The organism is Paracoccus sp. MC1854 (genome assembly GCF_014164635.1).
Lineage (GTDB): Bacteria > Pseudomonadota > Alphaproteobacteria > Rhodobacterales > Rhodobacteraceae > Paracoccus.
Map to the genome: position 1 here is coordinate 1 of NZ_JACJFU010000027.1, position 24,346 is coordinate 24,346.

The following is a 24,346-nucleotide window of genomic DNA, read 5'->3' on the forward strand; positions in this document are numbered from 1 at the left end:
TCAGCCTGCCGCAGGATCGCGATGATCTGAGCCTCAGTGTATCTGCTTGTCTTCATTCGAAATCTCCTCGTTCATCTTGCCGAGAAAATTCTACTTATGAAGCCCCTTACTTTCGGGGAGGATTACCCTGCCACCAGCACCTCACGTTACCGGGGGATCGACAATGCTGTCCTTGATAAGGGGGCATTTGAACTCAGCGATGTCGGTGTCGTCCCCCGGGCAGTAGGGCAGCACGCGGGCGGTCGTCGGCGGCCGCAGCCAGGCCGAGGCGATGGCGACGCCGTCTGCCAGCCGCGCCTCGGGCAGGGTCAGGTGCTCGGACCAGAGGCTCATCCGCGTCTGCTGGGCGAAGCTGCGGGTCGCCGCCGTCACCGGCACGCGGTCGTCGAAGACGAAGGCGTTCAGCTCTGAGTCGTGTTCCCAGCCGCGGCGGTTGCAGTTCGCCGAGCCGATCACCGCCAGCTCGTCGTCGAACACCCAGGCCTTGGCGTGGACATAGGTGTGGCGGCCGAAGGTCGGGCGGAACACTTTCCGCTTGGTCGAGCATGGCGGCGCCACCGGCGGGACCGGCGGCGTGACCAGCTGGAAGATGCGGACCTTGGCGGCAAGGTCCGGCGTCAGGCCGCGGGTCAGGACGGTGACGAACTCGCGCCGGTAGGTCCAGATGCAGGGGGTGTCGCCGTTGACGTCCGAAGCGGCGATCACGATCGTCAGATGGGCAATCCGCGGCAGCGCGGCGCGCAGCGCGCGGGTGGCCTCGAGGTTCAGCAGGTACTGGTCCTCCATGTAGATGAAGCGGCGCGCGTTGGCGATCCCGGCCAGCAGCATCGCGCGGATGTCCCGCTCGCGCGGCAAGCCCGAGCCGCGGCGCGGGTTGAACGTGCGCCCGACCAGGCCGAGCAGGTTTCGCCCGTGCTGCTGATGCCGGGCGGCAGCGGCCGGGTCAGGGGCGCGGGCACCGCCGCGCGGCGGCCGCGCAGGGGCGCGCGCGCCTCGATCCGGCGGCTGCCGGGGTGATGGTCCCAGCGGGTGATGAAGGTGCCCAGCAGGTCGAAGGCGGCCGGTCCCTCGACCCGGCAGTGGACGTCGTGCAGGGGACTTCCGCCGCCCCCGCTCATGCTTTCCACGTTCGGCGGGTTGCCGGGCCAGTCGTCCGGCCAGACCGCCCCGCCGGCCTCGGGGATCGCCCCGTCCCAGACCTCCGTCTCGTCCTCGCGGGCGAGGATCGTGCCGCGGCCCACCGGCACGGGCGGACAGGTGATGGTCGAGGGCAGGATCCGGTCGGGGTTGACGTCCAGCCCGCCGGTGAAGCCCACCAGTCCCCGGCCGTCGCCCACGACCAGCAGCTTCTGGTGGTGCGCGCCGCTCCGCAGCGTTTCGCCGTCGATGATCGCGCCGCCGCCGGGAAGCGCGTTGATGCGGTCCGCCGAGGCCTGCGTCTGGCGCCGCTGGGTCAGGTAGATGATGGGGGCCTCCCAGAAGACGGCGCGGACCTGCACCCCGCGCGCGGCGGCGTCGGCCAGCAGGACGCGCAGCTTGCTGCTGGCATCGCAGGTTATCATCGGAAAGTCGTCCACGCAGATCCAGCCGAGCAGGTAGATGAACGCCTCGCCGCCGCTCGCCCCGCGGATCGCGTCCACCATCGCCGGATAGCCGGCGAGCGCGGGCGCGCCGGGATTCTCGGCATCGACCAGGTGGCGCACGGCATTGCCGCTGCGGATCGTGGCGCGGGGACCGATGACGCGGGAAAGGATCGGCCCCCAGCGCGGCGGATCGAGGTCCGAGCGGAAGGGTGGCACAGGCGGAACCGGCGGCGTCGGTTCGGGGCGGGGGCCGATTTTCGGGAAGGCGAAGGGCGCCACGACCTCGACCCGGCGGCTGCTGGCGGGATCGGCCAGCGGCTCGGTTTCGCCGCGGCTGCTTGGGGTGAAGACGAAGCTGAAGGGCCGGCCTCCCGCCCGCCGCCGCAGGCTTGCCTCGATGGCCGCGGCCACCGCTTCGGCCCGCCGCTGGCCCAGCGCGAGGTTGTCGGCCTCGCTGCCGACCGGGTCGGTATGGCCGATCAGCGAAAGGCCGTCCATCGGCGTCGGACTGTCAAGGCTCGCCAGCAGGCAGGCCGCGATGGCGTCGATGCGCGGCTGGTGGATCGGCGGCACGCCTGGCTGGCCGAAGGCGAAGCGGTCCAGCACCTGCCGTTGAGGAAGACCCGCGCAGGCGGCGCGGTCCCCGGCCAGTGCCGCCGCGCCGCCCCCATCCTCCAGCGCCGCGCGCAGGGCGGCCATCGTGCGCGGCCCGGCCACGCCGTCCGCCGCCAGCCCCTGCGCCGCCTGGAAGCCGCGCACGGCCTCGCACGTGGCCCGTCCTGCCACACCATTCTCGGCGAGACCGGCATTGCCGACGCGGTTCAGCGCTGCCTGCAACCAGCGGATGGTGCTGGCGCCTGCAGCGCCATGCGGGGGCGCAAGCTCGGGCTGGGCCACGGTCTCGACATCGGCAGGCCCCGCCTCGGCCGTTCCGGCCAGTGGACCCGCCCAGGAAAGCTGCTGCTGTTCCATCATCGCCTCCCCCTCACGCCGTGCCGGCGGGCAGTTCGAAATGCATGAAATCCTTGCTGCTGGACCAGCTGTCGCCCCAGCGCAGGCCCGCGGCCATCAGCGCCCCGACCAGCGCGGGGTCCAGCGTGCAGAAGCCGCGGCGGGCATAGCCCTCCAGCCGGGTGCGGGTATCGTGGTCGGCAAGCGCCCGTGCGACGGCCCGGTCGGTCTGCGCTGCCTGCCATTCCGGGGTGAAGCCGCGCTGGAACTGCGCGCTGAGGTCGCGCAGCCGCACGGGATCGGTTTCGCGCCGCAGGTCGGCGCCGGTCACCGCCTGGATCACCAGGAAATCGGCCGCCTGCTTCACATGGGGGTTCGCCCGCGGGTTCAGGTCCACAGCACGCCCCAGCCCGTGAAAGCTGAGCCGTCGCGTGCCCGCGATGAACCGCACGTTGAGGCAGCCGAAGCTGGTGACCGGCGGATCGAGGCTGCGGCCCGCCAGCGCCGCCTCGGCCGCCGCCAGCGGTGCGGCAAGGTCGCGGTGCCCGTCCTGCCGCCGCCCGAAGAAGGTCAGCCGGGTCATGTTCCGGGCAAGGTATCCCGCCGCATCGCCCACGCCCCGCGCGGAAAAGGCCGGGACGAAGCCCAGATAGGTGTCGAAGCTATTGTTGAAGTAGCCATGCGTGCGGGGGTTGGCGTCCCATTGGGCGCGGGCAGCCCCCGCGTCGGGCGGTGGCACCGGCGAAGGCGCAGGAGAGCCCCCCTGCGGCCGGTCGGGAGTGCGACGGTTCTGCCGATGCTCCAGCTCCTGCCCGGGGCGAGGGGGAGGCGGATGAGGGGAAGGAGGCGGCGAGGGACGGCGCGCGGGCTCCTGCGGCGGGCGGCGCGCGGGCGCAGCCAGCGCCGCCATCGCCTCCATCAGCGCCAACACCCGGTCGCGGTAGATCCCCGCCCCATAGGCGCGGCTGCCGCTGATCCGCTGACCCATCGTGGCGATCGCCCCGTTCGGCGGGCGGCCTTTGGCCGGTGGCAGCGCGTTCAGCGCCTCGGCCGAACGCGCTATGTGCTGATAGCCGCGCGGCCCGGCGTGAAAGCGCAGGCCCAGCGCCAGCGTGTCGGGCAGCGCGAACCACCGCTCCCATTGGTCGTTGGTGCTGATAGTGCAGGCTTGGTCCGCCGACATCCCGGACCAGGCCTGCCGCAGCGCGAGGATCGCCGGGTCGCCGCCGTTATAGCCCTGCACGAACCCCACGTGCCGCAGATAGCTGGCCCGCCCGGTCGTCTGGATCACCGCCCGGCCGCGGAACTTGTAGAAATCGGTCTCGCAGATGAAGGCGGTGGCGGCCTCGCGCTCGTCGGTCGAAACCTGGTCTTGCGGGTAATAGTGCCCGTGCCACGCGCCGCCGAAGCCCCCGCCCTGCCCGGCAAGACGGTCGGCCCCGCCTAGGCTGCCATGGGCGCGGATATACAGCGGATCGTCGAACAGCGAGCCTGCGGTGCGCCCGCCGCTCAGATGGTTGTAGCTGGCCTTGAAATGGCCCGGATGCAGCTCGATCCGGTCGAAGAAATAGGCAAGGCCCCGGTGCGGGCCCCGCGCGTCGCTGCGCCCGGCCCCTCCCCTGCCGCTGGATTCCGTCCGCCCGGCAAAGTCGCCGTCCGTCTCGTTGAGGACGATGGCCATCAGCGCCGCGAAATCCAGCAGGCTGATGCGGTCCTGCCCGTAAGCCCGGGACAGCCGGTCCCAGAAGGCGTCGAAGCGGGCGCGGGGCGCGGCGCCGGTCGGCATCCTCAATGCGCCGCCCCGGCCGGGGCGGTTGAACGGCCCCTGCCCGGCCAGATTGCGGTTGAACCAGTCGGCAAAGCCTCCTTCGGCGGCAAACCACGCCTGCAACTCGGCGGCATTGCCGAACTCGCGCGAGGCGAGCAGGTCGATGCGCGGCTGGTCGAGGCCGCCGGCGGGCGCCGCCTGCTCGGCAATGTCAGGGAAGCGGCCTTCGTCGGATTCCCCCAAGGCCGCGCGCCGCCGGGTCGCCGGGGCGATGGCGGCCCCGGCATCCGCCAGCAGCCGCCAGCCATAGTGCCGGGGAATGTCGTTATGCGCCTGCGGCACGGCATCGGCTCGATAGCGGCGGGCGAGGCCAGGGTCCGAGGACGTCAGCGGCGCCAGCGCCCGCGCGACGGCCTGGCTGTGGGAGGCGGTGCCCTCGCCCGCGCGGTAAAGGACGCGCAGCGCGCCCTCGCCGGCGGCCGGACCGCGCAGCCTGGATTCGGCCTAGCGGATCAGCGCGGCAGGATCGCCGTAAAGGGCATCGAAACAATGCACCTCGTCGGGGTCGTGGTCCGCAAGCAGCCGCATCAGAGGCGCGCCGCCGCCGGAATGGGCGGTCAGGACCAACCGCCCCGCCGCGACCGGCGCCAGCCCGCCCGCGCGGGCGAACAGCGCCAGCGACTGCCGGATCAGTTGCTCCAAGGCGCCCGGCGCCAGCAGCGCGGGAAAGTCATAGCCGCTGCCGCTGCGCCCGCCATAGAAGTTGCCGCGCGGCAGGATCGCCAGCGTCGGCCGGCTGCGCCCGACGCTGCCCGGCGCGTCCGGGTCGGCGAAATCGAGGCCGCTTGCCGGCAGCTTGTCCCGGTCGATCCGCATGGCGGCCCGACGACCACAAAAGCCGTGCAGGTGAACCACCATATCCACGCGTTCGGGCGCGGACGGCATGGCGTTCCAGCGCAGGACCAGGTCGGGACGGGTGCCACGGTGATTGGCAAGAAGCGGCAGCCGGTCCTCGACCAGCTCGCCCGCGGCGATGCCGCCGGACGTGGGCTGGACTGGTGGGGTCGGCGGGGCCGAGGGCGAGACGAGCGCCAGCGACGCCTCCAGCAGCGCAAGTGCCTTCAGCGTGGCGGGCCCGGCGATCCCGTCGATGGCGCGCACCAGCCCAGCGGGGGCCATGCGCTGCAGTGCCGCGAGGGCGGCGCGCAGGCGGGGACCGTAGCGTCCATCCTCTGCCAGCGGCATGTCGGGCAGGCCTGCAAGGCCCTGCGTCGTCCGCCGCGCGTGCAGCAGGTTCAGCCGCCGTCGCAGCTCGGCCACCGAAGGGCCGGACGCGCCCGGCGCCAGCCCGGCGTCCTGCTCGTCTTCGCCAAAGGTTTCGGCGGCGTCGCCTACGCCCAGACGCAGCAGCAGGGTGTCGGGGGCAGTCAGGCCCGCGCCGGTGGAAAGGCGGCGCAGGAATCGGTCCTCTTCAGCGCGTCGGACCGGCCACAGTTCCGCCACATGGACGAAGCCTCCGGTCGTTGGCAACGGGTCGGTCTCGGCCCGGAAGCCCAGCGCCGCGGCATCCGCGCCGGCCACAAGGCGGTCCGATGCCACGAAGGACGCCTGCACCCAACCCTGCCCCCGGAAGCGCCCGAAGCAGCATATCCCCGCGCCGGGGCGCGACATCGCCCACGGGCTGCCCCGGCCGCAGCAGGACGCGGACGCTGCGGCCGAACAACCGCGGCTGGGGCAGGTTGCGGTCGGCAAGTGCGTGAAACAGCGCGATCAGGGTCGGGCTGTCGTCGGCTTCGCCGTCACCCAAGGCCTCGCCCAAGGCCGAAAGCATCTCGGCCGACGACCCGAAGCGGGCGGCGCAGGCGACCTCGGCCATCATCCGTTCGGTGGCGTAGCGGCCGTCACATTCGCCCGCGTCCGCCGGCATGAAGCTGCGTTCCAGGGTGTCGAGCGCAAGCGCCTCGGTCAGCGCGGCCTGATCCTCGGTTTCGCGGGCGGCGCAGTCGGGGCAGGTCTCGTTCTCGGCCAGGTCGAACTCGCCCGCATCGGCGGCGGCCTGCGCGGCGGCGGCGACATCGCCCGGCTCGGGCGGCAGGTCGAGCGCGGTGGTCACGGGCGGCTCGCCCGGCATGACAGGCGCGATGGGCTGTGCGGCATAGGGCTGCGCGGCGTAAGGCGGGGCCGGATAAGGCTGCGCCGGGTAAGGCGCGGGTGGATAAGGCTTCGGTGCAGCAGGCGAGGACAGCGGCACGCTGAGCGCAAAGGGGCTGGACCGGGCGCCGATCGATATCCCAAGGCCAAGGCCGCCACTTCCGCCGAGGGGGATCTGGAACTGGAACGACAATCCGCCCCCAAAGCCGCTGCGCTGGCGTCGGCCCTGCGCCTCGGGCTGCCATTCGGCGCCGGGATCCTCCTCCGCCCCCTCCTCGCCCTCCTCCTCTCCCTCCATCACCGGCAGGATGGTTTCCTCGAAGCCCTCGTACAGCGGCGCAGAGGCGGCCTCGTCGGCGGCCTGCTGCTCGGCGTCGGAATCGGCGTCGCAATCGAAGGCTTCGTCGGTCTGGTCGGTGTCGTCCTCGAACTCGTCCATGGTGATCTCCTCCCTGTCGGTGATCGGAACCAGCCTGCGCGGCTCCGTCGGGATGGCGGGGGCCGCGGCGGGCGGTCCGTGGATGGCGGCGGCCCGCGCAATCGCCGCGGCCGGGGCGCAGAAGCCCGCGCCAAAGCGCAGGCGCAGCGCGTCTGGCACCGGCTCGACGCTGGCGAACAGGGCGTCGCGGGTTTCGTCGATGGTCAGCGGGCGGCGTGCGGCGGCGAACATCAGCGCGATGGTGCCCGCCACATAAGGTGCCGCCATGCTGGTCCCCGACATCCGGCTGTAGCGCGGCGCCGGGCTGCGGTCGCGCGGGGTCGAGCGGGTGCTGAGCACCCGCACCCCCGGCGCGCCGATGCCGGGGCGGTTGGTGCGCCCGTCGCGCGTCGGCCCGGCACTGGAAAACCGGCCGGGTCCACGCGCCGTCGAATGCGCGTCGTAGGCCGCGACCGCGATCGTGCGGAAGCCGTTGCAGATGGTGCCCACGGTGCAGGTCGGGTCGGCATCATCCGCCGCAAAGCGCAGCCGGCCCGGCCCGGCGGGGTCGCGTTCCACCCAGGCGTGCAGGCGACCGTCTCCGACGGCTTCCCCATGAACCGTCAGCGTCCAGGCGCCGGCCGGTGCATCGCCGTGCAGGAACAGCGAGCCTTGCGAGTCGCCGTTGTTGGGATCGTCGCGGCGGTTGTAAAGCCGCGCCACCACCCGCCCCTCCAGCAGCACGTCGGCCTTGCCGCCCCCGGCCACCGGCCCGGCGTGGATGCCGCCCGGCCCCCGCACCGACAGCGACAGCCGGTCGGCGCGGGGATACCACAGGTCCACCTCGCTGCGGCGGTCGCCGGGGGCGAGTTCCAGCGCGAAGTCATGCTGCTCGCCGGGGTCCAGGGTGGTCTGGGCATGGGCGGCGCGGGCGTAGTAGTTGCCGCAGCTCATGGTCATGGCGCGGCCCGGACGCGCGGCCAGCATGGCGTCGAAGGCCTGTTCGGTCAGGGTCAGCCCGTCGTGCTGGCTCGCCTGCCGGCCAAGGCTGGCGTTGATGACCAGCCGCCGGTCCCCCGCCACCCTCAGGATCAAATCGCAGCCCTCGATCAGGTCGGTGGAATCGCCCAGCGGCCTCGGTCCTTCCGGGGTGCGGGTCGTCAGGTCCACGAAGATCAGGTCGGCCTCGGGCGCCCTGCCCGGCTCGCCCCCTCGACCATGCCGCCGGCCGAGATGCCCAGCGTGTGGGTGCCATGACTGCCGGCCTTGCGGTCCGACATCCACCAGCGATAGCCGAAGGCGGCGAAGGGGTCATCGCGGCGCAGCGCACTGTTGATCCGGTCGCGGTCGTGGATGCGGCCGATGCCGTAGCGGTTGGGCCGGGCGGGGTCATAGGCCGCGCCCTGATCCCACAGCGCCAGCAGCCGGGTGCTGCCGTCGGGGTTGCGGAAGACGGGATGGGTGAAGTCGAGACCCCAGTCGAGATGGGCCACGATCACCCCCTTGCCGGTGGGCCAGCCGGGCGCACGCCGCCCGTCGCCCGGCATCGGCCTCCCGTCGAGGGCGGCGTCCTCGTCCCCGCTGGCGCCATGCCTGATGGAAACGAGTTCGTCGCGCCCGTTCCCGTCCGGGTCGGCCCCGGTCCCGTCTTCGCCCTCGTCCTCCAAGGTGATGGTGTATTGCTGCGGGCGCTTGATGCTTTCCATCAGCGGATAGATCCGCTCGATCGCGGCACGGGGGGCGCGGAAGGTGACGATCCGGCCGAAGCGCGCGATCACCCGCATCTCGGGCGGGATCAGCCCGTCCGGGCGCAGGCGGGCGATCGCCGAAACCTCGTCGCCCGGCTGCCCCTCGGCGATAAGCTCGTGCAACGCGCTTTCCACGGCGGCCCCTTTCCATCGGGCGCATCCTTGCGAACGCGGGTGAATCTCGGGTCGCGGGACGCGCGCAGAGGTCAGCCGCACGCGTCCCGTCGATGGCGGCGGCGCCTAGCCGCCCGCCTGTTTCTTGTCGCCGGCCTGCGCGGTGGGCGGTGCGACCGAGGCGGCGGCCTTGGCCACCATCTCCGTCAGCTTGGCGATGGACTGCTCGATCTTGCCAAGCCGCTCATCGACGTCGCGCCGCAGATCGGCGATCGCGGCGGCGTCGTCGCCCGGAGTCTCGTTGCGCTTCGGCTGGCCCGCGCCAACCTTCAGGGCGATCATGGTTCCGGTGTCCACCATGTCGCCCACCGACGGCGGCGGGGGCTGGTCGAGGACCATGCCCTTCTCGTCGTCGGCGCTCTCATGCAAGGACACATCGGGCACCAGCCCCAGCTCCTTGAGCCGGCGGCGCACGTCGTCGAGGGGCTGGCCGATAAGGTCCGGCACGTCCACGAGCGGCGGCCCCACCGGCCCGGTCACCTCGCCCGAGCCGTCCGAACCGGACCCGTCCAATCTGTCCATGTCGCGGTGGCGCTGGACCGCCACCAGCGCGGGGGCAAGCGCCAGCGGACCCTGGATGACCATGGCCGCGGCGGTCAGGGCGATGCATTCGTCCACCGGCAGCCCGCCCTCCTTGGTGATGTAGCCGGCGAACAGGGGATTGTAGTTTGCCATCACCGCCCCTCACTTCTTGGACTTGTCGAAGGTGCCGGTGGCATAAAGCAGCCCACCGATGGCGATTAGATTGTTGGTGTTGCCCAGCAGCCCGCCCGGCGACGAGCCGGGGCCGGCCGCGGTGGCGGTGGTCCCGCTCGCGAGGTCGGGACTGACCAGGTGGATCAGCGGGGCGACCTTCTCGAACTGGGTTCCGCTGGTCAGCAGCGGGATCAGCGCCGACAGCGTCTGCGTGGTCTTCAGATCCGACCGCAGCTTGTCCACCTGCCTGCGGGTGACGGTTTCGAACCGCTGCTGGCTGGCCGTGGCGGCCCGCACGCGCCCGTCCAGCGTCTTGATGCCGGTGGCATTGGCCTGCATCTCCTGCCGGACCTGCGCCAGCGAGGCGGCAAGCTGCGCCTGCGTCACGGGGCCAGAACTCGGGCCTCGGCCGCGGAACGCATTGGCGCCCTTGGCGGTGGGCACGGGCCGCTGGGGTCTGCCGCGCCGGCGGCGGGCGGCTTCCCAGTTCTCGGCCTCGAAATAGTTGTCCCAGTTTTCGCCGGGCCAGTTTTCGCTTGGCCAGTTCTCGCCGGCCCAAGACTCGCCTTCGGCGAAATCCAGATCCTCGGTGTCAGCATAGGGATAAGTCATGATGCGGTTCCTCCTCTGTTGACCGTGGCCGGGTCGAAGGACGGCGGCCTCGGGGTCGGCTGCGGCCACGGCCGGCGCGCAGCCGTGCGGCGCATGACCGCGCGCGCGCGATCGAGCGCCGGCACGACGAAGCGAGGGAACGCGACAGGATCGGGTGCGCGCGCGCCGGGTTCGCCCGCGCCGTGGCAGGTCGGGCAAAGCAGATCCTCGCCAAAGCACAGCGGACAGGCGCCCAGCGCGGCGGCCAGCTCCTCAAGCCGGCGGCGCACCTCCTCGCGTTCGGCGAACAGGCGGCGGGCGGTGTCGCCGAGTTCGGCGATGGCGTCGGCCTGCTCGGCCCGGACCTCCTCGCGCAGTTCCTCACGGATGCGGTCGGTCTCGGCCTCGTCCTGCCCGGCCATCAGCTTCATCAGCCAGTCCGTGCCGCTGCCGCCGTCCCCTTGTCCCGCCAGCGCACCCAGAAGCGCGCGGCCCGGGTCCGCGGCATTGCTGCGGATCGCGTCCAGCAGCGCCAGGCCGGGCAGCGTCACGTCGGGGGGATGCGGCCCGGCCGGATGCTGCGTCACGTCGCCATGATCGCCGCCGCCCGCCATCCCGATGTCCTCGATCTCACCAGGCATGGCGCGCCTCCATCGGATCAAGCTCGGGCGCGTAGTCCATCTCGGCCAGGTCGGCCATGTCCATCGCGTCGATGAACTCGGCCCATTCGACCTCGTCGTCCCAATCCTCGATGTCCTCGCCGTCCCAGTCCTCGCCCTCGTCCTCGGCTTCGGAACCTTCGCTGGCGAGATACTCGGCCTTGATCGTTTCGATCATCCGTTCGGCCATCGCCTCGTTCATCATGTCCCACAGCCGCGCGGCGCGATCCGAGGCGCTGGCCGGATCGCCGATGAAGCCGCCCTCGCCGTCGGCCATGAAGCCCAGCGCCTCGGCTTCGTCCGCGCCTTCCGCCTCGGCCGCCACCCGGTTCGACAGGTGGCCCAGCAGTTGCGCGAAGGCGGCGGTGGGGACGGCCTATCCGGCGGCGCCCACGGGAATGGTCGGTCGGCCCAGCGGTCCCAGCCGCAGGGCCGCCAGCGCCTTCTGCACGTCGGGATTGCGGGTCGCCGCGGCCAGTTGGCCCGGCGCGCCGCCCCCGCCGAACAGCCCCCCCAGGGCCGAGGCGGCCTGCGGCGAGCCCAGCAGCCCGGCAATCTGGCCCAGCGCACCGCCGCCCATGCCGCCACCGCGCATCAAGGCTCCCGCCTGTGGCGAGCCCAGCATCCCCGCGATCTGCCCCAGCGCCCCCGCTGGCCCCGGCTGCCGGCCGGGTCGGCGGGGGCGCCAAGGCTTCCGACGGCCGAGCCGAGCGTCCCGCCCAACTGGCCCATCGGCGTCAGTCCGCCCGCCAGCTGGGTCACGCCGCTCAGTGCCTGCCCGACCTGCCTTGCGGCGGCCTTGCCATAGGTGCTCAGCCCCCCGCCGACGCCGCCGGTTGCGGCACCCGCGATGATGCCGGGCAGCCCAAGGGCCGAGCCCGCCGCCGCGCCCTTCAGGACGCCGCCGCCGATAGAGGCGATGCCCGGGGCGGCCTTGCTGGCGAAGCGGCCGACATCGCGGGCGGCCGAGGAGAGGGCCTTGCCGATGTCGCCGAATATCCCCTCAAGATCCTCGTCGATGCCTTCCGCGGTTCCGGGTCCGAAGGTTCCGTCCACGACATGGCGCAGTTGTGCAGTCGGCATCGCAGCCAGTTGCGCCTGCACCACCTGGCGCAGGTTCTGCAGGTCGTTTCGGGGCGGCTGGTTCATCAGCATGAAATCTTCCATGACTCTCACGTCTCCTTACCGGCAGGGCTGCGACAACAGCCGCGCAAGCAGCGCCCAAAGCGCCTGGAATGATGCGAAGGCCCCTTGCGGCTTGCCGGAAAGATCGCTGAGGGTCCCCCGGACGACAGGCTCGCGGCCGTCGTGTTCCGACCAGATCCGCAGCAGCAGCGTCCGCGCAGGCGCGCGGGCGCTGGCCTTGGCGCTTCCTTGTCGTCGTCGGCACCATCATCCACCTCGTCCTCGCGGCGCTGAAGGTTGATTGCGACTCACAAAGTCCCATGGCGGGATCACCGCAGCATCACCGGGACGTCACGGCGGAAGGATTCCGCGCACCAGGGCGGCTGCAGGTCAGCAGGTCAGCGCGCGATCTATGATGCGCAGCGTTTCCAGTACCTTGTCGCGCGCGTCGATCAGCGCCGCCCGGCTGGTCGCGTCGTCAGGAACGGCCGGCAGGAGCACGGGAATGGCCGCCCCGTGGTCCTCGCCCGCGATCGTCGCAGCCAAGGCCCGGGTTTCGGGCATGGGGGCGACTCCCAGTTCCTGCGCCAGGATCGCCTCGCACCGGCGGTATTGCCGCAACGCCAGCGCCCGGTTGCCGCAGCGCAGATGGGCCTCCATCAGCAGGCGCTGGGCATCCTCGCGCAGCGGCTCTGCGGCGCAAAGACGGCTGGCGCTGACCTGCGCCTCGGACCAGGCGCCCGCCTGTGCCGCCGCCGCGGTCAAGGCATAAAGCGCGTCCAGATGCAGGCTTTGCAGCCGCGCCCGCTGAAGCATGATCCATTCCTGGTCGCGTTCGGGCAGGAAGGGGCCGCGATATTGGCCCAGCGCGTGGACAAGCCGCCGCCGCTCGCCCGGCAACGCCAGCCGCTGCGGCGCGGCAAGGACTGCGGTCAGCCGCCGCTCGACCGCGACGGCGTCCACCCAGGCATGGGCGTCGAGGTTCAGGGCGATGACCTCTCCTTCCGCGACGATCATCGGCGCGGCCTCGGCCAGAGCCGAGCGGATCCGCCACAATGCCGTCGCAAAGCGGTGCCGCGCGCCATCCTCGTCCTGGTCCGGCCAAAGCTGCGCCATCAGGCCGCCGCGCGTGGCGCGATGATGGGGCGAGGCCAGCAGGCAGCCGAGGATCGGCCAGGCTAGGTCGGGCAGCGCCGCGCGATCATGGCCGGCGGCAGGCCGCCCCGCTTTTGCCGCGCCCGTTCGCAGCAGGGCTTCCTCGCCGCAGAATCGCAAGGCCAGATGCGCCAAGGACCGCCCCCCTCGTTCCTGCCGCCCCTTCCGCCCGGAACGCACCGGGCGTTGCGCGGCGACGCGGGAAGCGGCGATGCCAGCGGCGGCACGTCCGTTGCGACGGTCGCCGCCCCCATCACGGCAGAGGATGGTCAGGTTGCGCGGCGGCTGCGTCCACCAAACGGTGGAAGGCGCAACCTGGACGTGATATTTTCCCGCTGTCGCACCCTGAGGGGCCGTGCAGATGTCGCCTTCCCTCGACGCCGCTGCGGTCAGCGGGCTGATCGCCGCGATCTATGATTGCGCCGTCGCCCCCGACCGCTGGCCGGAGATGCTTGGACTGCTGCACCGGCGGCTTGGCTTTGCCAACGCCATCCTCGCATTCAGCCTGCTTCCCTCGGGCGTCATGGTCCGTATCGAGACCGTCGGCGTGCCAGAATACCAAGCCCGGCGCCTGGCCGACTTCGAGGCCGAAGAAATCGCCCAATGGGCCGAGGTGATGGCCGCCCTGCCGATGGAGGAGCCCGCCGTGCTGTCCCGTGTCGATCCCGGCGGGGCCATGCTGAGGGGGCGGTTCTACCGCGAATGGGCCAGACCTCAGGACCTGACCGACGCGATCTGCGTCACGCTTGCGCGGGATGGAGGAATAGTGACCTCGCTGATCATGGGCCGACAGCGCGATGCCGGGCCGATCACCGATGCGGACATGAACGCACTGTGCCTGTTTCTTCCCCACCTGCGGCGGACTGTGGCCATCAATCGCGTCTTCGAGCGGCAGGCGGCAGCCCTGTCTGCCTTTCGGCAGGTGGTCGATGCACTCGCCGCGCCGATTTTCCTTGTGGACGGAAAGCTGATCCTGATCCACGCCAACGAGGCCGGCCGCGCGGCGCTCGCTTCGGGCGATCGTGCCCCGGGGCGTGGTGTAGGAGCGCCGGGCCTTCGGAAAGGTCCGAGCCTGATCAGGACGCCACGGCGGGCAGCCTGACGGTGGGATTGTCTGTGACGCGCGCGAGCGTTTCAAGGCTCATGTATCGCCGCGCCACGGCCCATTCGTCATTAGTCTCCAGCATCAGCGCGCCGACAAGCCGGACGATGGCTTCGTCATTGGGGAAGATCCCGATGACATCTGACCTCCGCTTGACCTCGCGGTTGACCCGCTCGAGTGGGTTCGTCGACGCGATCTGCGCCCAGTGCTCGCGCGGGAACGACATGTAGGCCAGGACATCGTCGCGGGAGGCGTCCATGAGAGCGCCGAGCTTCTCGTTCTTCTCGCGCAGTGCGTCGGCTACGGTGTCCCACTGAGCCTCGGCTTCCGCCTTCGTCTGCCTCACGCGAAGATCGTCTTCAGCATCGCCGCAACCGCCGTGCGGCTCTTGGTCGGCACGTGCGCCAGGGCGTTCCGGAGCCAATGAATCCGGCACCTTTGATGCGTGGCGTTGAACACCCGGCGCGCTGCCGCGCGCAGGCCCTTGTGGTCGTCGGCGATGACCAGCTTCACGCCGCGCAGGCCGCGGTCGGCGAGGCTACGCAGGAAGTCGGTCCAGAAGGTCTCGGCTTCCGAAGGCCCCGTGGCGACGCCAAGAACCTCGCGCTTGCCGTCCTCGTTGACCGCGACAGCGATTATCACGGCACGGCTGACGATGCGTCCGCCCTCGCGGACCTTGAGGTAGGTGGCATCGAGCCAGAGGTAGGGCCAGGCTCCCTCCAGGGGCCGGGAGAGGAACGCGTTGACGCGCTCGTCGATCTCGACGCAGAGACGGCTGACTTGGGACTTCGACATGCCGCCCGCGCCCATGGCCTTGACCAGGTCGTCCACGGACCGGGTCGAGACGCCATGGACGTAGGCTTCTTGAATGACGGCCACGAGCGCCTTCTCGGCCGTTCGGCGCGGCTCGATGAAGCTCGGGAAGTAGCTGCCCTTGCGCAGCTTCGGGATCTCCAGCGCGATCCGTCCGGCGCGGGTGTCCCAATCGCGATTGCGGTAGCCGTTCCGCTGGACTTCCCGCAGAGGCGAACGCGCGCCCTTCGCCGCGCCCGTCCGCGCCTCGACCTCCACATCCATGATCCGCTCGGCCGCGAAGGCCAGCATCTCGCGCACGAGGTCGCAGTCGGCCCGCTTCTCAACCAGCTCGATCAGCGCCATTCTCTTGTCGGTCATCGTCGTCTCCGTTCCGGTTCCAGGTCTTGCAACCCGAACCTTCTCCGAAGACCGGCAATGGCCGCCAGCGTCACCCCGGCCGCGCGCTGCGCTACGCTGGGTCTCCGCGCGCGGCCTCCTACACCAGCACCAGGGGCACGGCCCTTCGGGCGATCCGCTGCGCCTCGAACAGGGCCGGCTGCGCCTCGCCATTCCCGCGGCGCGGGGGACGCTGCAGCAGGCGGTGAACCGCGCTTGCGGCCTTGCCGCGGGGACCGGCGCCTGCGGCAGCGGAACCCCGGTGTTGCATGATGACGGCCGCCTGTCGGCGCTGCATGTCATGCCCCTTGCGCTTCCCGGCGCGCCGGCCGGTGGTGCCCAAAGGCTGGAAAGCCGCGCGCTCTGCGCGCTTTTCCTGTCGGACTGCCGGGCGCCTTCGGGCGCAGCCGCCGTGGACGCGAGCGCCTTCGGCCTGACCGCCGCCGAGGTGCAGGTCTTCTCGCATATCGCCTCGGGCATGACCGTCAGCGCCGCCACCGAGGCGATCGGCGTTCGCCCCAGCACGGTCCGCACCCACCTGCTGCGGCTGTTCAACAAGACCGGCACCCACCGGCAGGTGGATCTGGCGCTGCTGGCCGACCGCCTTGGGGGGGCCGCTGCGGGAATGATCTTCACCCTGGCGCGGCCGTCCGGTGAGACGATGCGTTTGTGAAACGCAGAGCCTAGACCGGGCCAGTGATGCGTGTTTATCGATCACTCGCTGCGGCTGGGGTGGAAGCCGGCAGCTTCCTTGCGCAGCCGGGCACGGGCCATCTGCGGGACCTGCCACGAATCTTATATCCAGTTGCGACCTACGCCTGGTGGTCATTTGCCCTGCCACCAACTTTGGACCGCCCGAAGCTGGAGTTTTCGGGCTTTGTCACGACGGCGGGCTGGTGAGGCCGTCGGGAAAATGCAGTGCGCTCGGGACTTTGTATTCGATTGCGCTATGGGGTCGATCGTCGTTGTAGCGTCCTCGCCAATTTTCCAGCTTTTCGGCCGCATCGGCAAGGCTAATGAACCAGTGTCTGTTCAGGCATTCGGATCCGAGCCTGTTTTCGAACGCCTCAGTGAAGCCATTGTCGGTCGGCTTGCCGGGACGCGAGAACTCCAGTGTCACCTGCCTGGGCACTGTCAGATAAACTCGGCTTGCCCGAGGAGAAGTGGCCGCCCTGCCCTGCTGGCATGACCCAGCGCAGCGCTTTCCGGCACTTCAAGACCTCGCCCTTCGCACCGGTCAGGATGCCGATCATCCGATATGGCCGCCGATCCGGCAGGCCTCCTTTGACTGCGACAGCGTTCCCGGGCCGCCGATCTCCATGACATGATCGGCCCTACGGCCGCCGGTCAGGTCGAGGAGGTACCCGTTGGAGCCTCAGATCGTCATGCCGCTTGAGAGGTGATCGGCGCCTCCGGCCGGAGGGCGGTGCCGTTGACCTGCCGCCTGCCGCCCACCCTCGAACCTCCGGCTGTCCAAGAAGCCTGACACGCCTCCTTGCTTCCGGCTCCGTATCCGGCTGATCTTCCGGCAGCCGCCCCGCTCTGCCTTCAAACTCGACACAGGAGATTTTCATGTTCATCGCCATGAACCGCTTCACCGTCCCGATCGAGAATGCCGCCGATTTCGAGACGCTCTGGCTCGGCCGCGACAGCCGCCTGAAGGAGCTGCCCGGCTTCGTCCAGTTTCACATGCTGAAGGGTCCCGAGGAGAACGGCGCGCGGCTCTACGCCTCGCACACGGTCTGGGAAAGCGAGGATGCGTTCCGCAACTGGACCCGCAGCCAGCAGTTCCGCGACGCCCATGCCGGCGCGGGCGAGACCCGCAAGCTGCACAGCGGCTCCCCGCGCTTCGAGGGCTTCACCGCCATTCAGGAAATCACCGCCGAAAAGGCCTGAGCCCCGGCGTGACCGTCGGCTGCGCGACCTTAGGGTTTCGCGCGGCCACAGCCTTCTTCAGCACTTCACTCCTGACAGGCCAAGGTAGCGCGTTCCTCTCGCGCGACCTCGACCTGCGGGCTTGCGCCAGGCGCGTTGTCTTGGAGTTCTCGCGCGCGGGCAAGCCGACCGACAATGGTTTCATCGAAGCGTTCAACAACAGGCTCGGATCCGAATGTCCGAACGCTCACTGGTTCATGAACTTTTCCCATGCGCCCGAAGGGTTCTCGGATGCCAGTCGCACCGTTTACCCCTTGGCGAGATAGGGGATGGATCCTGCCAGGTCGGTGTCGTCGATCAGGTAAAGGTTGCTGACGCTGCCTGCCTTCCGGGCCTCGCCAAAGGGCGCGTATTCCGGGTCGGTGGCGAACGCCGTCGCTGCTTCGCTTGAGGGGAACTGGATCAGCGCGATCAGCGAGGCGTCGGGCGCCTGGCCTTCCAGCGCCTCGATCCTGCCGCTGCGCGACAGGTAGCGGCCCCCGTGGCGCGCGACGATGTCGTGGACCTTGGCGGCATAATCCGGAACCCAGCTGTCGTCGGTGATCTTCACCTCGGCGATCAAATAGCATGGCATCGGTGCTGTCCCTCTTCCCTGTTGTTGAACGATCGTCCGTGCAGTGGGCAGGGCGCCGGCCCTGCCCCTGTGGTCACGCCGCCAGCCGCTGCGACTGGTACCAGGCGGTCTCGAAGTCGATGTAGCCCGTGAAGGACACCGGGTCGCCGAAGGGCAGGATCTGGGTGGCCCAGAAGCCGCCGACGCCGTTCCGCCGGTCGATCCAGTAGAACAGGTTGGCAAGGCCCGCCCAGCCCAGCGCCCCAGCCGGGCGGCCGGTCGGCGCCGCCTCGTCGTTGATCATGAAGGGCAGCGACCAGGACTTGGAGAGGCCTGGGAAAAATTCGGCGTCGTTCGACAGCGACGGGATCACGCCCGGCAGCATCGTGACCTTCGCGTCACCCAGATGGTTGCGCTCGGCCATCGCCACCGTCTCGGGCTTCAGCACCTGCCCGTTCTCGCCGCGCCCGTCGTTCAGCCACATGCGGATGAAGCGCATGTAGTCGCCGACGGTCCCGTAAAGGCCATGCCCGCCCATGTGGATCTCGGGCCTGTCGGGCAGCTCGAAATCGGTCGCCGTCAGGCTGCCATCGGCATTGCGGTTGTGCATCCCCGCAAGTCGGGCGCGCAGCCGGTCGTTCAGCTCGAAGGTCATGTCGGTGATGCCCAGCGGCTCGAAGATGCGGGACTCGAAGACCTCGCCCAGGCGCTTGCCGGTGATGCCCTCGACCACCTGGCCGACCCAGTCGATGTTGCTGCCGTATTCCCAGCGCTCACCGGGGTCGAACTGGAGGGGCGTCATAATGGCCGCGCGGGAGGCGGTGATGACGCTCGGCTGGCCCTTGTCCTGGGCAAGACGATTGTAGGTCTCGCTGAAGAAGTCGTAGCCGAAGCCCCCGCTGTGGGTCAGAAGCTGCCGTGTGGTGACCTTGCTTTTCGGCGCCCGCAGGACCGGCTCGCCCTGCGCGTCGAAGCCCTCGATCACCTGCAGCGTGCCGATGTCGGGGGCGTAGGTCTCGGCCGGGGCGTCAAGGTCCAGCCTGCCCTCCTCGACCAGTTGCAGCGCGGCCGTGGCGGTGATCGCCTTGGTGGTCGAGAACAGCGCGAAGACGCTGTCGGTCGTCATCGGCTCGTCGCGGTCGAGCCTGCGCTGCCCCGCGGCGCCTTCATAGAAATTACCCTGCCGGTCGGTTGCCATCGCGACGACACCCGGCACCCGCGGCTCGCTGGTGACGACGCCATTCAGCACGCGGTCGGCGGCGGTTGTGAAATCCTCGTTCATCCTGTGCTCCCTTGCGGAACCTGAGGTTCCCGTTGCGAGGCCACGCCGGTGCCTGCCCGCGCCGGCGCGATCCTGTTCATGCCATCGCGAAGCTGGGATAGCCGGCCGCTGCCTCCTCGGCGCATTTGCGGCGATAGGTGCCGACGCCGCCGGTATAGGACAGCACGCGGCGCGGCTTGCCGGGCACGTTCGATCCCAGGTACCAGGAATTGGTCTTCGAGATCAGGTTCGCGCTGGCCGTCTCGTCATGATGCTTGACCCAAGCTTCCTCGCCTTCCTCGGTCGGCTCGATCACCGACTTGCCCTGTTCGCGCATGGCGCGGATCGTGTCGGTGATCCATTCCGTTTGCTGCTGCAGGCAGGTCGTCATGTTGCAAAGCGCGGCCGAGGGTGCGAGCGGCACCGCCGTCGTGAACATGTTGGGATAGCCATGCACCATCAGCCCCATCGTGGTGCGGATGTCGCGGCCCCAGTCCTCGCGCAGCGAACGCCCGCCGCGCCCGCGAATGTCGATGCGCGTCAAGGCGCCTGTCCCGGCGTCGAAGCCCGTCGCGAGGATGATGACGTCCAGATCGTAGCGCGTGCCATCCGCCAGCTCGATCCCGTCGGGCGTGATGCGGGCAATGGGGTTGTCCTTGACCGGCACCGCCTCGACATTCGGGCGCAGGTAGACCTCGAGGTAGTTCATCTCCAGCGGCACCCGGTGCGTGCCGAAGCCGTAGTCGGTCGGAATCAGCAATTCGCAGAGCCTTGGATCCTTCAGCCGGGCGCGCATCTTCTCGCGCACGAACTCGGACACCTGCTCGCTGACCTCGGGGTCGAAGAACATCTCGCCGAAGGACGCCAGCCACAGCTTGAGCGAGCCGTTCTCGTAGCAGTCCTCCAGATGCGCGCGGCGCTCCTCGGGGGTCAGGTCCTTCCACTGCTTCTCGAAGTCGTATTCGAAGCCGGTGAAGGTGTTGGGCAGCGTCTGGCGCAGTTCCTCGAACCGCGCCTTGTAGGCGGCGACCTCCGGGGGGCCATAGGAGGGGTTCTTCATCGGCAGCACATATTGCGGCGTCCGCACGAAGACTTTCAGCTCGCCCACCTCGTCCGCGATGGTCTGGATCACCTGAATGCCGGTGGCACCGATGCCGACCACGCCCACGTGCTTGCCGGTCAGGTCGATGTCTTCCTTCGGCCAGCGCGAGGTGTGGACGATCTGCCCCTTGAAGCTGTCCTGCCCCGGGAAGACGTCCGCCATGGGCGCGGACAGCATCCCGCCGCAGGTCACCAGGAACTGGGTATCGAAGACCTCGCCCTTGTCGGTGGTGACGGTCCAGCGGTTCCGGTCCTCGTCAAAGACGGCGCTGGTGATCGTGGTCGAGAAGCTGATGTCGCGCCGCAGGTCCAGGCTGTCGGCAATATAGCCCAGCCAGCGTTCGATCTCGGGCTGCTCGGGAAAGCGCGAGCTCCATGACCAGTTCTTGTACAGGTCTTCCGAGAACAGGTACTGGTAGATATAGGCCTCGGAGTCGAACTTGGCGCCGGGATAGCGGTTCCAGTACCAGGTGCCGCCCACGTCGGCCGCCGTGTCGAAAGCCCGCACCTTCAGGCCGAGCTGGCGCAACTGGTGCAACTGATAGAGCCCCGCCACCCCGGCCCCGATGATCAGCGCGTCCAGTACCTGCTGGCCCGCCGATGCTTCGGCCTGCGGCGAGATATGAGAATCCAGAGCCATCGATATTTTCCTCCTCCTGAATACGGGTCCCTCCCCGGACCCGCCGAGGGCGGCAACTGCGCCCCCCGCTGGGAAAGATTATGAACGGGCCTCCTGCGGGTCTTGAACGAATGGAACAGTCCTTTGAACTTTCCGGTGATCGATGCCAGCCCGCGTCCGCCCCGGCGTGGTGCCGAGATATGCACGGAAGACGCGTGTCATGTGGGCCTGGTCGGAAAACCCCGCTGCCGCTGCGATCTGCTTGAGCGACAGCGAAGACTCGGACATGAGCGTGCGCGCCCTCTCGATCCGGCGTGCGGTGATGAGGCCGTGGGCCGAGCAGCCAAGTGTGCTGCGCAGCAGCCGGTTCAGCGTCCAGACTCCCATGCCGAGCACCGTCGCCATGCCCTCGATGGTGATTTCGCCTTCCAGGTTGGCATTGATGTAGTCGTCCAGCAGGCGGCGCTGGGCTTCAGACAACTGGCGCGGCGCGCGTTCGCGGAACTGGCAGGTCGCATAATTGCGCAGGAGGTGGACTGCCATCTGGATCGACAGGGCCTCGGCATAAAGCGGGCTTCCGTCGCCGCCGCGCCTGGCCTCCCGCAGGACCTCGGCGGCAATGTTGGTCAAGGTCGCGTCGCAGCCATGCAGGACGTCATGCAGCGTCACCTCGGCCACGTCGCGGCCCTGCATGTCACCCGCGACCTTCGCCAGAACCTCGCCCGACAGATAGACATGCGAGACTTCCAGCGGCTGCGTCCAGTGCCAGTGCGAATGGGTTGCAAGGCTCAGCAGCGAGAAGATTCCGGGCTGGCATTCCGCTCGCGACCACCGTCCGCCGACCTGCCGGTCCATCGGTGTAACCCCGTGCAGGTAGTGGACGATCATGTAGTGGTCCATCGGAGGAATCACGACATCGAGACCGCGATAACGATAGGTCCGCTGGCCGATGCCCTTCCACCGCAGTTCGCCACTGTCGGTCAGGATGTCCCCAGGCACCCAGAGGGGAAGCTCCTCGGGCGAAATCAGTTCAGCGTCACGCGCAACAAGGGAGTCACCTTCCTTCACGGCGTCGGCTCGGCACGAGACAAGGGACAAATCACATTCAGACTGGCATGACAGCAGTATCGGAAACCTCCTGGCAAGACTTGGTGTGCTGGACGCCTCTTGCGAAAGGATCACTGCATCAGCCAATCACGACCCGGCTTCGCGGCGCAATATTTCTTTTGTCTGATGAACCAAAAAGCTTTCAAAGTTGCACATGCCAATCCTCGAAGGTTCTTGCAGCAGGCTGACCTGCCCCCCGGAACGTCTCTCGTTCTGATGTAGAGTTTGCTTCATCACGACCGAGCAGACGCAATGAGGAAAAGCCGCTTCACCGAGGCGCAGATCATCGGAATGATCAAGGAACAGGGTCAACGCACTGCGTTGACGGCCTGGCGACGGCGGAAGTCTGTCGGCGCCATGGGCTGAGCCCGGCCAGGTGTCTCACAAGCTGAAGTCCAAGTATGGCGGCATGGACGTGTCCGACGCTCAGAGGCCGAAGGCGCTCGAGGACGAGAACGGCAAGCTGAAGCGATTGCCGGCGGACGCGATGCTCGACAACATCGTGCTGAAGGATCTGCTGGGATCGAAGCCATGGGACGCCACTGGTCCGAGGACCATGGCTGAGGCCTGACGACACCGAACGCGCGGCGGGAGGCGGTGCTGCGGGCCATGCGGGATCACGACATCTCGCAGCGCCGGGCCGTCGGCGGCATGCGCCGACCCTGGTCGGTGTCGATCCGAAGACGGTGCGGCGCGGACGTCCGCCTGACAACCCCGAGATCCGCAAGGTCCTGCAGGAGATCGCAGCCGTGCGCCGCAGGTTCGGCTCTCGGCGGATCGGTCTGCTGCTGGCGCGCAGGGGCATGCTGATGAACCCCAAGAAGCTCTATCGGCTCTACCGCGAGGAGGGCCTGGCGGTGAAGCGGCGGCGTGGCCCCAGGCGCGCCCGGGGCACCCGCACGTCGATGCCGGTGGCCCTTGTGCCGAACCAGCGTTGGTCGCTCGACTTCGTGGCCGACACCTTCGGCGCCTCGCGCAAGTTCCGCATACTGGCGGCAATCGACGATTGCTGCCGGGAGAACCTGTGCCTGATCGCCGACACCAGCATCTCGGGTGCAAGGGTGGCGCGGGAACTGGACGCGCTGGTGCGGATCTACGGAAAGCCTGCCTGCGTCGTTTGCGACGTCGATCTGAACCGCCCCGGGTTTGCTGGAGAGTAAATACTCAAAGGATGAGCCTATGACGCAGCAAAAATTCACCTCCGCCTATCCGGCCGAGCTGCGCGAACGCGGTGTTCGGCTTTTCCGAGAGAACCGGGCCGACTACTCCAGCGACACGGCCGCCTGCAAGGCGATTGCCCCGAAGCTTGGCTGTTCGTCCGATAGCCTGCGCGTCTGGTGCCAGCAGGCCGAACGTGACGCCGGACAGCGCGCCGGACGCTCGCGCTACCTGATGGCGCCACGTCCGGCGCGCTTGCCTCAAATCCACCCGAAGACGACCAATCTCAAACCCACAGGCTCTCGTCATGACCGAGGCACCAACGGGGCGCAGGTCAGTCACCGTCAGCGTCGATGTGACGAACAGGACAGTGATGGATGCCGCCCCGGCGAAGTCATCCGCCTGGATCACAAGGGCCGGACGCGGCTTGCCGTGCTCACCTTGCAGCGCGACCGTGACCAGATCACCGCGCTTCACTCCCAGCCTTTCACGTCATCGAAGCCCACCTCGGCCTCAGGTCCCCGATCCCTTGCAGGATCAGGGACCCACCCGAAACGGGCCGGGACGCAGGTCTTACTTCTTCGTGGCGCGGACGCCGACTTCCTCGACCTCGACCTCGGTCTTTCGGACCGTGTCCTTGATGGTCTTCTGATGCGCCTCGACCTCTTTGGTGAGTTCGACCTCGCCCACGACCCGGGCTTCCTTGCGCACCTCGACCTCTTCCTCGGTGCCCATCATCTCGACGGTCTTTTCCTCGAAGACGGCAGCGGCCTCGTCGTCCTCCAGCACGCGATTGGCGGCGTGACGTTTCACCCCCACGGTCTCGGTTGTCAGGGTGACGGTTTCCTCGACCGGCGTCTCGACGACGCGCGAGGTCACGCGGACACCGCCGTTGGCGCTCCGGGCCTTGCTGACCGAAAGCTCTTCCTCGACGATCGGCACCGAGCCAGCGCTGCTTTCCTTGAGGCTGCCATGGTCCGACAGGATGCGGTCCATGATGGACAGCGCCCAGTCGGCCCGCTCTTCGGAGATGCTGGCGATGACCAGCGTCTGGCCCTGCTCGACCGCCTCGGCATAGGCTTGGGCGTCGGCATCCGCGAAGCCGTACTCGGAAAGCTCGCGCAGAAGCGCCTTGGTGTCGCCGCCGAGGATGCGGGCCTGCTGGTCGCTGAGCCCTTCCTTGCGGAGGGCGGCGACGGCCATGTCGGCGATCTTCTGGTCGGCATAGGCGTTGATGACGGTTGTCATGGGGATCTCTCCAATTGGTAGGTGTTCGGGGTCGTGTCGGACAGGACAGGCA

General features: G+C 69.1%; 24 protein-coding genes and 3 pseudogenes. 5 read left to right on the plus strand and 22 right to left on the minus strand.

Annotation, left to right across the window (positions count from 1 at the left end):
• Nucleotides 1-141 precede the first annotated feature (141 nt).
• The 13 genes from H5395_RS14460 to H5395_RS14515 all read right to left on the minus strand — a co-directional run bounded on the left by H5395_RS14460 (nucleotide 142) and on the right by H5395_RS14515 (nucleotide 13,154).
• Nucleotides 142-828, minus strand: a complete 687-nt coding sequence (locus H5395_RS14460; protein ID WP_182793280.1) for a phospholipase D-like domain-containing protein — start codon at nucleotides 826-828, stop codon at nucleotides 142-144.
• On the minus strand, nucleotides 765-2,558 hold the full coding sequence (locus H5395_RS14465) for a peptidoglycan-binding protein (RefSeq protein WP_200559399.1): 1,794 nt from the start codon (nucleotides 2,556-2,558) through the stop codon (nucleotides 765-767). The genes H5395_RS14460 and H5395_RS14465 overlap by 64 nt, the downstream gene beginning before the upstream one ends.
• Nucleotides 2,559-2,568: 10 nt before the next feature.
• Nucleotides 2,569-4,644, minus strand: a complete 2,076-nt coding sequence (locus H5395_RS19530) for a M15 family metallopeptidase (RefSeq protein WP_182793281.1) — start codon at nucleotides 4,642-4,644, stop codon at nucleotides 2,569-2,571.
• A gap of 162 nt (nucleotides 4,645-4,806) precedes the next feature.
• The gene (locus H5395_RS19020; protein WP_370576468.1) at nucleotides 4,807-5,883 is read right to left on the minus strand and encodes a peptidoglycan-binding protein; all 1,077 of its coding nucleotides are present in this window, start codon (nucleotides 5,881-5,883) and stop codon (nucleotides 4,807-4,809) included.
• Nucleotides 5,774-8,041 (minus strand): S8 family serine peptidase, encoded by a 2,268-nt coding sequence (locus H5395_RS14475; protein ID WP_182793282.1) that lies wholly within the window; start codon nucleotides 8,039-8,041, stop codon nucleotides 5,774-5,776. Before H5395_RS14475 ends, H5395_RS19020 begins: the two co-directional genes overlap by 110 nt.
• Nucleotides 8,042-8,046: 5 nt before the next feature.
• Nucleotides 8,047-8,754, minus strand: coding sequence for a hypothetical protein (locus H5395_RS14480; RefSeq protein WP_182793283.1), 708 nt, complete (start codon nucleotides 8,752-8,754; stop codon nucleotides 8,047-8,049).
• 105 nt (nucleotides 8,755-8,859) lie between these two features.
• Nucleotides 8,860-9,468: a PASTA domain-containing protein gene (locus H5395_RS14485; RefSeq protein ID WP_182793284.1), complete on the minus strand. Its 609-nt coding sequence runs from the start codon at nucleotides 9,466-9,468 to the stop codon at nucleotides 8,860-8,862.
• Nucleotides 9,469-9,477: 9 nt separating this feature from the next.
• Nucleotides 9,478-10,101, minus strand: coding sequence for a hypothetical protein (locus tag H5395_RS14490; protein ID WP_182793285.1), 624 nt, complete (start codon nucleotides 10,099-10,101; stop codon nucleotides 9,478-9,480).
• Nucleotides 10,098-10,721 (minus strand): hypothetical protein, encoded by a 624-nt coding sequence (locus H5395_RS14495; RefSeq protein WP_182793286.1) that lies wholly within the window; start codon nucleotides 10,719-10,721, stop codon nucleotides 10,098-10,100. Before H5395_RS14495 ends, H5395_RS14490 begins: the two co-directional genes overlap by 4 nt.
• Nucleotides 10,711-11,064 carry a hypothetical protein gene (locus H5395_RS14500; RefSeq protein ID WP_182793287.1) on the minus strand — a complete coding sequence of 118 codons (354 nt, stop codon included), beginning with the start codon at nucleotides 11,062-11,064 and terminating at the stop codon, nucleotides 10,711-10,713. The genes H5395_RS14495 and H5395_RS14500 overlap by 11 nt, the downstream gene beginning before the upstream one ends.
• A gap of 51 nt (nucleotides 11,065-11,115) precedes the next feature.
• Entirely contained in the window at nucleotides 11,116-11,337 is a 222-nt protein-coding gene (locus H5395_RS14505; protein WP_182793288.1) for a hypothetical protein, read from the minus strand.
• Nucleotides 11,334-11,894 (minus strand): hypothetical protein, encoded by a 561-nt coding sequence (locus H5395_RS14510; protein WP_182793289.1) that lies wholly within the window; start codon nucleotides 11,892-11,894, stop codon nucleotides 11,334-11,336. Before H5395_RS14510 ends, H5395_RS14505 begins: the two co-directional genes overlap by 4 nt.
• Nucleotides 11,895-12,254: 360 nt before the next feature.
• On the minus strand, nucleotides 12,255-13,154 hold the full coding sequence (locus H5395_RS14515) for a BTAD domain-containing putative transcriptional regulator (RefSeq protein ID WP_182793290.1): 900 nt from the start codon (nucleotides 13,152-13,154) through the stop codon (nucleotides 12,255-12,257).
• A 226-nt stretch (nucleotides 13,155-13,380) separates the two neighbouring features.
• Here H5395_RS14515 and H5395_RS14520 point away from each other — a divergent pair, with 226 nt between their 5' ends.
• The gene (locus tag H5395_RS14520) at nucleotides 13,381-14,121 is read left to right on the plus strand and encodes a hypothetical protein (RefSeq protein WP_182793291.1); all 741 of its coding nucleotides are present in this window, start codon (nucleotides 13,381-13,383) and stop codon (nucleotides 14,119-14,121) included.
• Here H5395_RS14520 and H5395_RS14525 read toward each other — a convergent pair.
• Nucleotides 14,096-15,294 (minus strand): annotated as a pseudogene (locus H5395_RS14525) (IS256 family transposase). The gene H5395_RS14520 and the pseudogene H5395_RS14525 sit on opposite strands and share 26 nt — an antisense overlap.
• Nucleotides 15,295-15,412: 118 nt before the next feature.
• A complete protein-coding gene (locus H5395_RS14530) occupies nucleotides 15,413-15,583 on the minus strand; it encodes a hypothetical protein (protein ID WP_182793292.1) in 171 nt (56 codons plus the stop codon).
• On the opposite strand from H5395_RS14530, the gene H5395_RS14535 reads away from it, so the two are divergent.
• Nucleotides 15,575-15,985 (plus strand): helix-turn-helix transcriptional regulator, encoded by a 411-nt coding sequence (locus tag H5395_RS14535; RefSeq protein WP_182793293.1) that lies wholly within the window; start codon nucleotides 15,575-15,577, stop codon nucleotides 15,983-15,985. The two genes, H5395_RS14530 and H5395_RS14535, sit on opposite strands and share 9 nt — an antisense overlap.
• A 207-nt stretch (nucleotides 15,986-16,192) precedes the next feature.
• Here H5395_RS14535 and H5395_RS14540 read toward each other — a convergent pair.
• Nucleotides 16,193-16,432, minus strand: a pseudogene (locus tag H5395_RS14540) (transposase); the annotation flags it as partial.
• A 452-nt stretch (nucleotides 16,433-16,884) separates the two neighbouring features.
• Between H5395_RS14540 and H5395_RS14545 the strand changes: the two are divergent.
• Entirely contained in the window at nucleotides 16,885-17,208 is a 324-nt protein-coding gene (locus H5395_RS14545; RefSeq protein ID WP_182793295.1) for an antibiotic biosynthesis monooxygenase, read from the plus strand.
• Nucleotides 17,209-17,216: 8 nt separating this feature from the next.
• Entirely contained in the window at nucleotides 17,217-17,513 is a 297-nt protein-coding gene (locus tag H5395_RS14550) for an integrase core domain-containing protein (protein ID WP_182793296.1), read from the plus strand.
• Here the strand turns inward: H5395_RS14550 and H5395_RS14555 are convergent.
• The 4 genes from H5395_RS14555 to H5395_RS19535 form a co-directional block, all read right to left on the minus strand.
• On the minus strand, nucleotides 17,495-17,821 hold the full coding sequence (locus tag H5395_RS14555) for a DUF1330 domain-containing protein (RefSeq protein WP_182793297.1): 327 nt from the start codon (nucleotides 17,819-17,821) through the stop codon (nucleotides 17,495-17,497). The two genes, H5395_RS14550 and H5395_RS14555, sit on opposite strands and share 19 nt — an antisense overlap.
• A 73-nt stretch (nucleotides 17,822-17,894) precedes the next feature.
• On the minus strand, nucleotides 17,895-19,082 hold the full coding sequence (locus tag H5395_RS14560) for a serine hydrolase (RefSeq protein WP_182793298.1): 1,188 nt from the start codon (nucleotides 19,080-19,082) through the stop codon (nucleotides 17,895-17,897).
• A gap of 76 nt (nucleotides 19,083-19,158) precedes the next feature.
• Nucleotides 19,159-20,802, minus strand: coding sequence for an NAD(P)/FAD-dependent oxidoreductase (locus H5395_RS14565; protein WP_182793299.1), 1,644 nt, complete (start codon nucleotides 20,800-20,802; stop codon nucleotides 19,159-19,161).
• Nucleotides 20,803-20,880: 78 nt separating this feature from the next.
• Entirely contained in the window at nucleotides 20,881-21,780 is a 900-nt protein-coding gene (locus H5395_RS19535) for an AraC family transcriptional regulator (protein WP_220495059.1), read from the minus strand.
• 360 nt (nucleotides 21,781-22,140) lie between these two features.
• Between H5395_RS19535 and H5395_RS14580 the strand changes: the two are divergent.
• Nucleotides 22,141-23,012, plus strand: a pseudogene (locus tag H5395_RS14580) (transposase); the annotation flags it as partial.
• A gap of 40 nt (nucleotides 23,013-23,052) precedes the next feature.
• On the opposite strand, the gene H5395_RS14585 reads toward H5395_RS14580, so the two are convergent.
• Together H5395_RS14585 and H5395_RS19030 are read right to left on the minus strand one after the other, a co-directional pair.
• The gene (locus H5395_RS14585; protein ID WP_182793300.1) at nucleotides 23,053-23,523 is read right to left on the minus strand and encodes a type II toxin-antitoxin system PemK/MazF family toxin; all 471 of its coding nucleotides are present in this window, start codon (nucleotides 23,521-23,523) and stop codon (nucleotides 23,053-23,055) included.
• Nucleotides 23,524-23,619: 96 nt separating this feature from the next.
• Nucleotides 23,620-24,294, minus strand: coding sequence for a YsnF/AvaK domain-containing protein (locus tag H5395_RS19030; RefSeq protein WP_182793301.1), 675 nt, complete (start codon nucleotides 24,292-24,294; stop codon nucleotides 23,620-23,622).
• Between the last annotated feature and the right edge of the window lie 52 nt (nucleotides 24,295-24,346).

Coding starts and splice junctions, on each gene's coding strand:
- H5395_RS14520 (WP_182793291.1), top strand. CDS start 13,381: ATGTCGCCTTCCCTCGACGCCGCTGCGGTCAGCGGGCTGATCGCCGCG.
- H5395_RS14565 (WP_182793299.1), bottom strand. CDS start 20,802: ATGGCTCTGGATTCTCATATCTCGCCGCAGGCCGAAGCATCGGCGGGC.
- H5395_RS14485 (WP_182793284.1), bottom strand. CDS start 9,468: ATGGCAAACTACAATCCCCTGTTCGCCGGCTACATCACCAAGGAGGGC.
- H5395_RS14530 (WP_182793292.1), bottom strand. CDS start 15,583: ATGCAACACCGGGGTTCCGCTGCCGCAGGCGCCGGTCCCCGCGGCAAG.
- H5395_RS14545 (WP_182793295.1), top strand. CDS start 16,885: ATGTTCATCGCCATGAACCGCTTCACCGTCCCGATCGAGAATGCCGCC.
- H5395_RS14465 (WP_200559399.1), bottom strand. CDS start 2,558: ATGATGGAACAGCAGCAGCTTTCCTGGGCGGGTCCACTGGCCGGAACG.
- H5395_RS14460 (WP_182793280.1), bottom strand. CDS start 828: ATGCTGCTGGCCGGGATCGCCAACGCGCGCCGCTTCATCTACATGGAG.
- H5395_RS14510 (WP_182793289.1), bottom strand. CDS start 11,894: ATGCTGATGAACCAGCCGCCCCGAAACGACCTGCAGAACCTGCGCCAG.
- H5395_RS19030 (WP_182793301.1), bottom strand. CDS start 24,294: ATGACAACCGTCATCAACGCCTATGCCGACCAGAAGATCGCCGACATG.
- H5395_RS14560 (WP_182793298.1), bottom strand. CDS start 19,082: ATGAACGAGGATTTCACAACCGCCGCCGACCGCGTGCTGAATGGCGTC.
- H5395_RS14555 (WP_182793297.1), bottom strand. CDS start 17,821: ATGCCATGCTATTTGATCGCCGAGGTGAAGATCACCGACGACAGCTGG.
- H5395_RS14495 (WP_182793286.1), bottom strand. CDS start 10,721: ATGCCTGGTGAGATCGAGGACATCGGGATGGCGGGCGGCGGCGATCAT.
- H5395_RS14490 (WP_182793285.1), bottom strand. CDS start 10,101: ATGACTTATCCCTATGCTGACACCGAGGATCTGGATTTCGCCGAAGGC.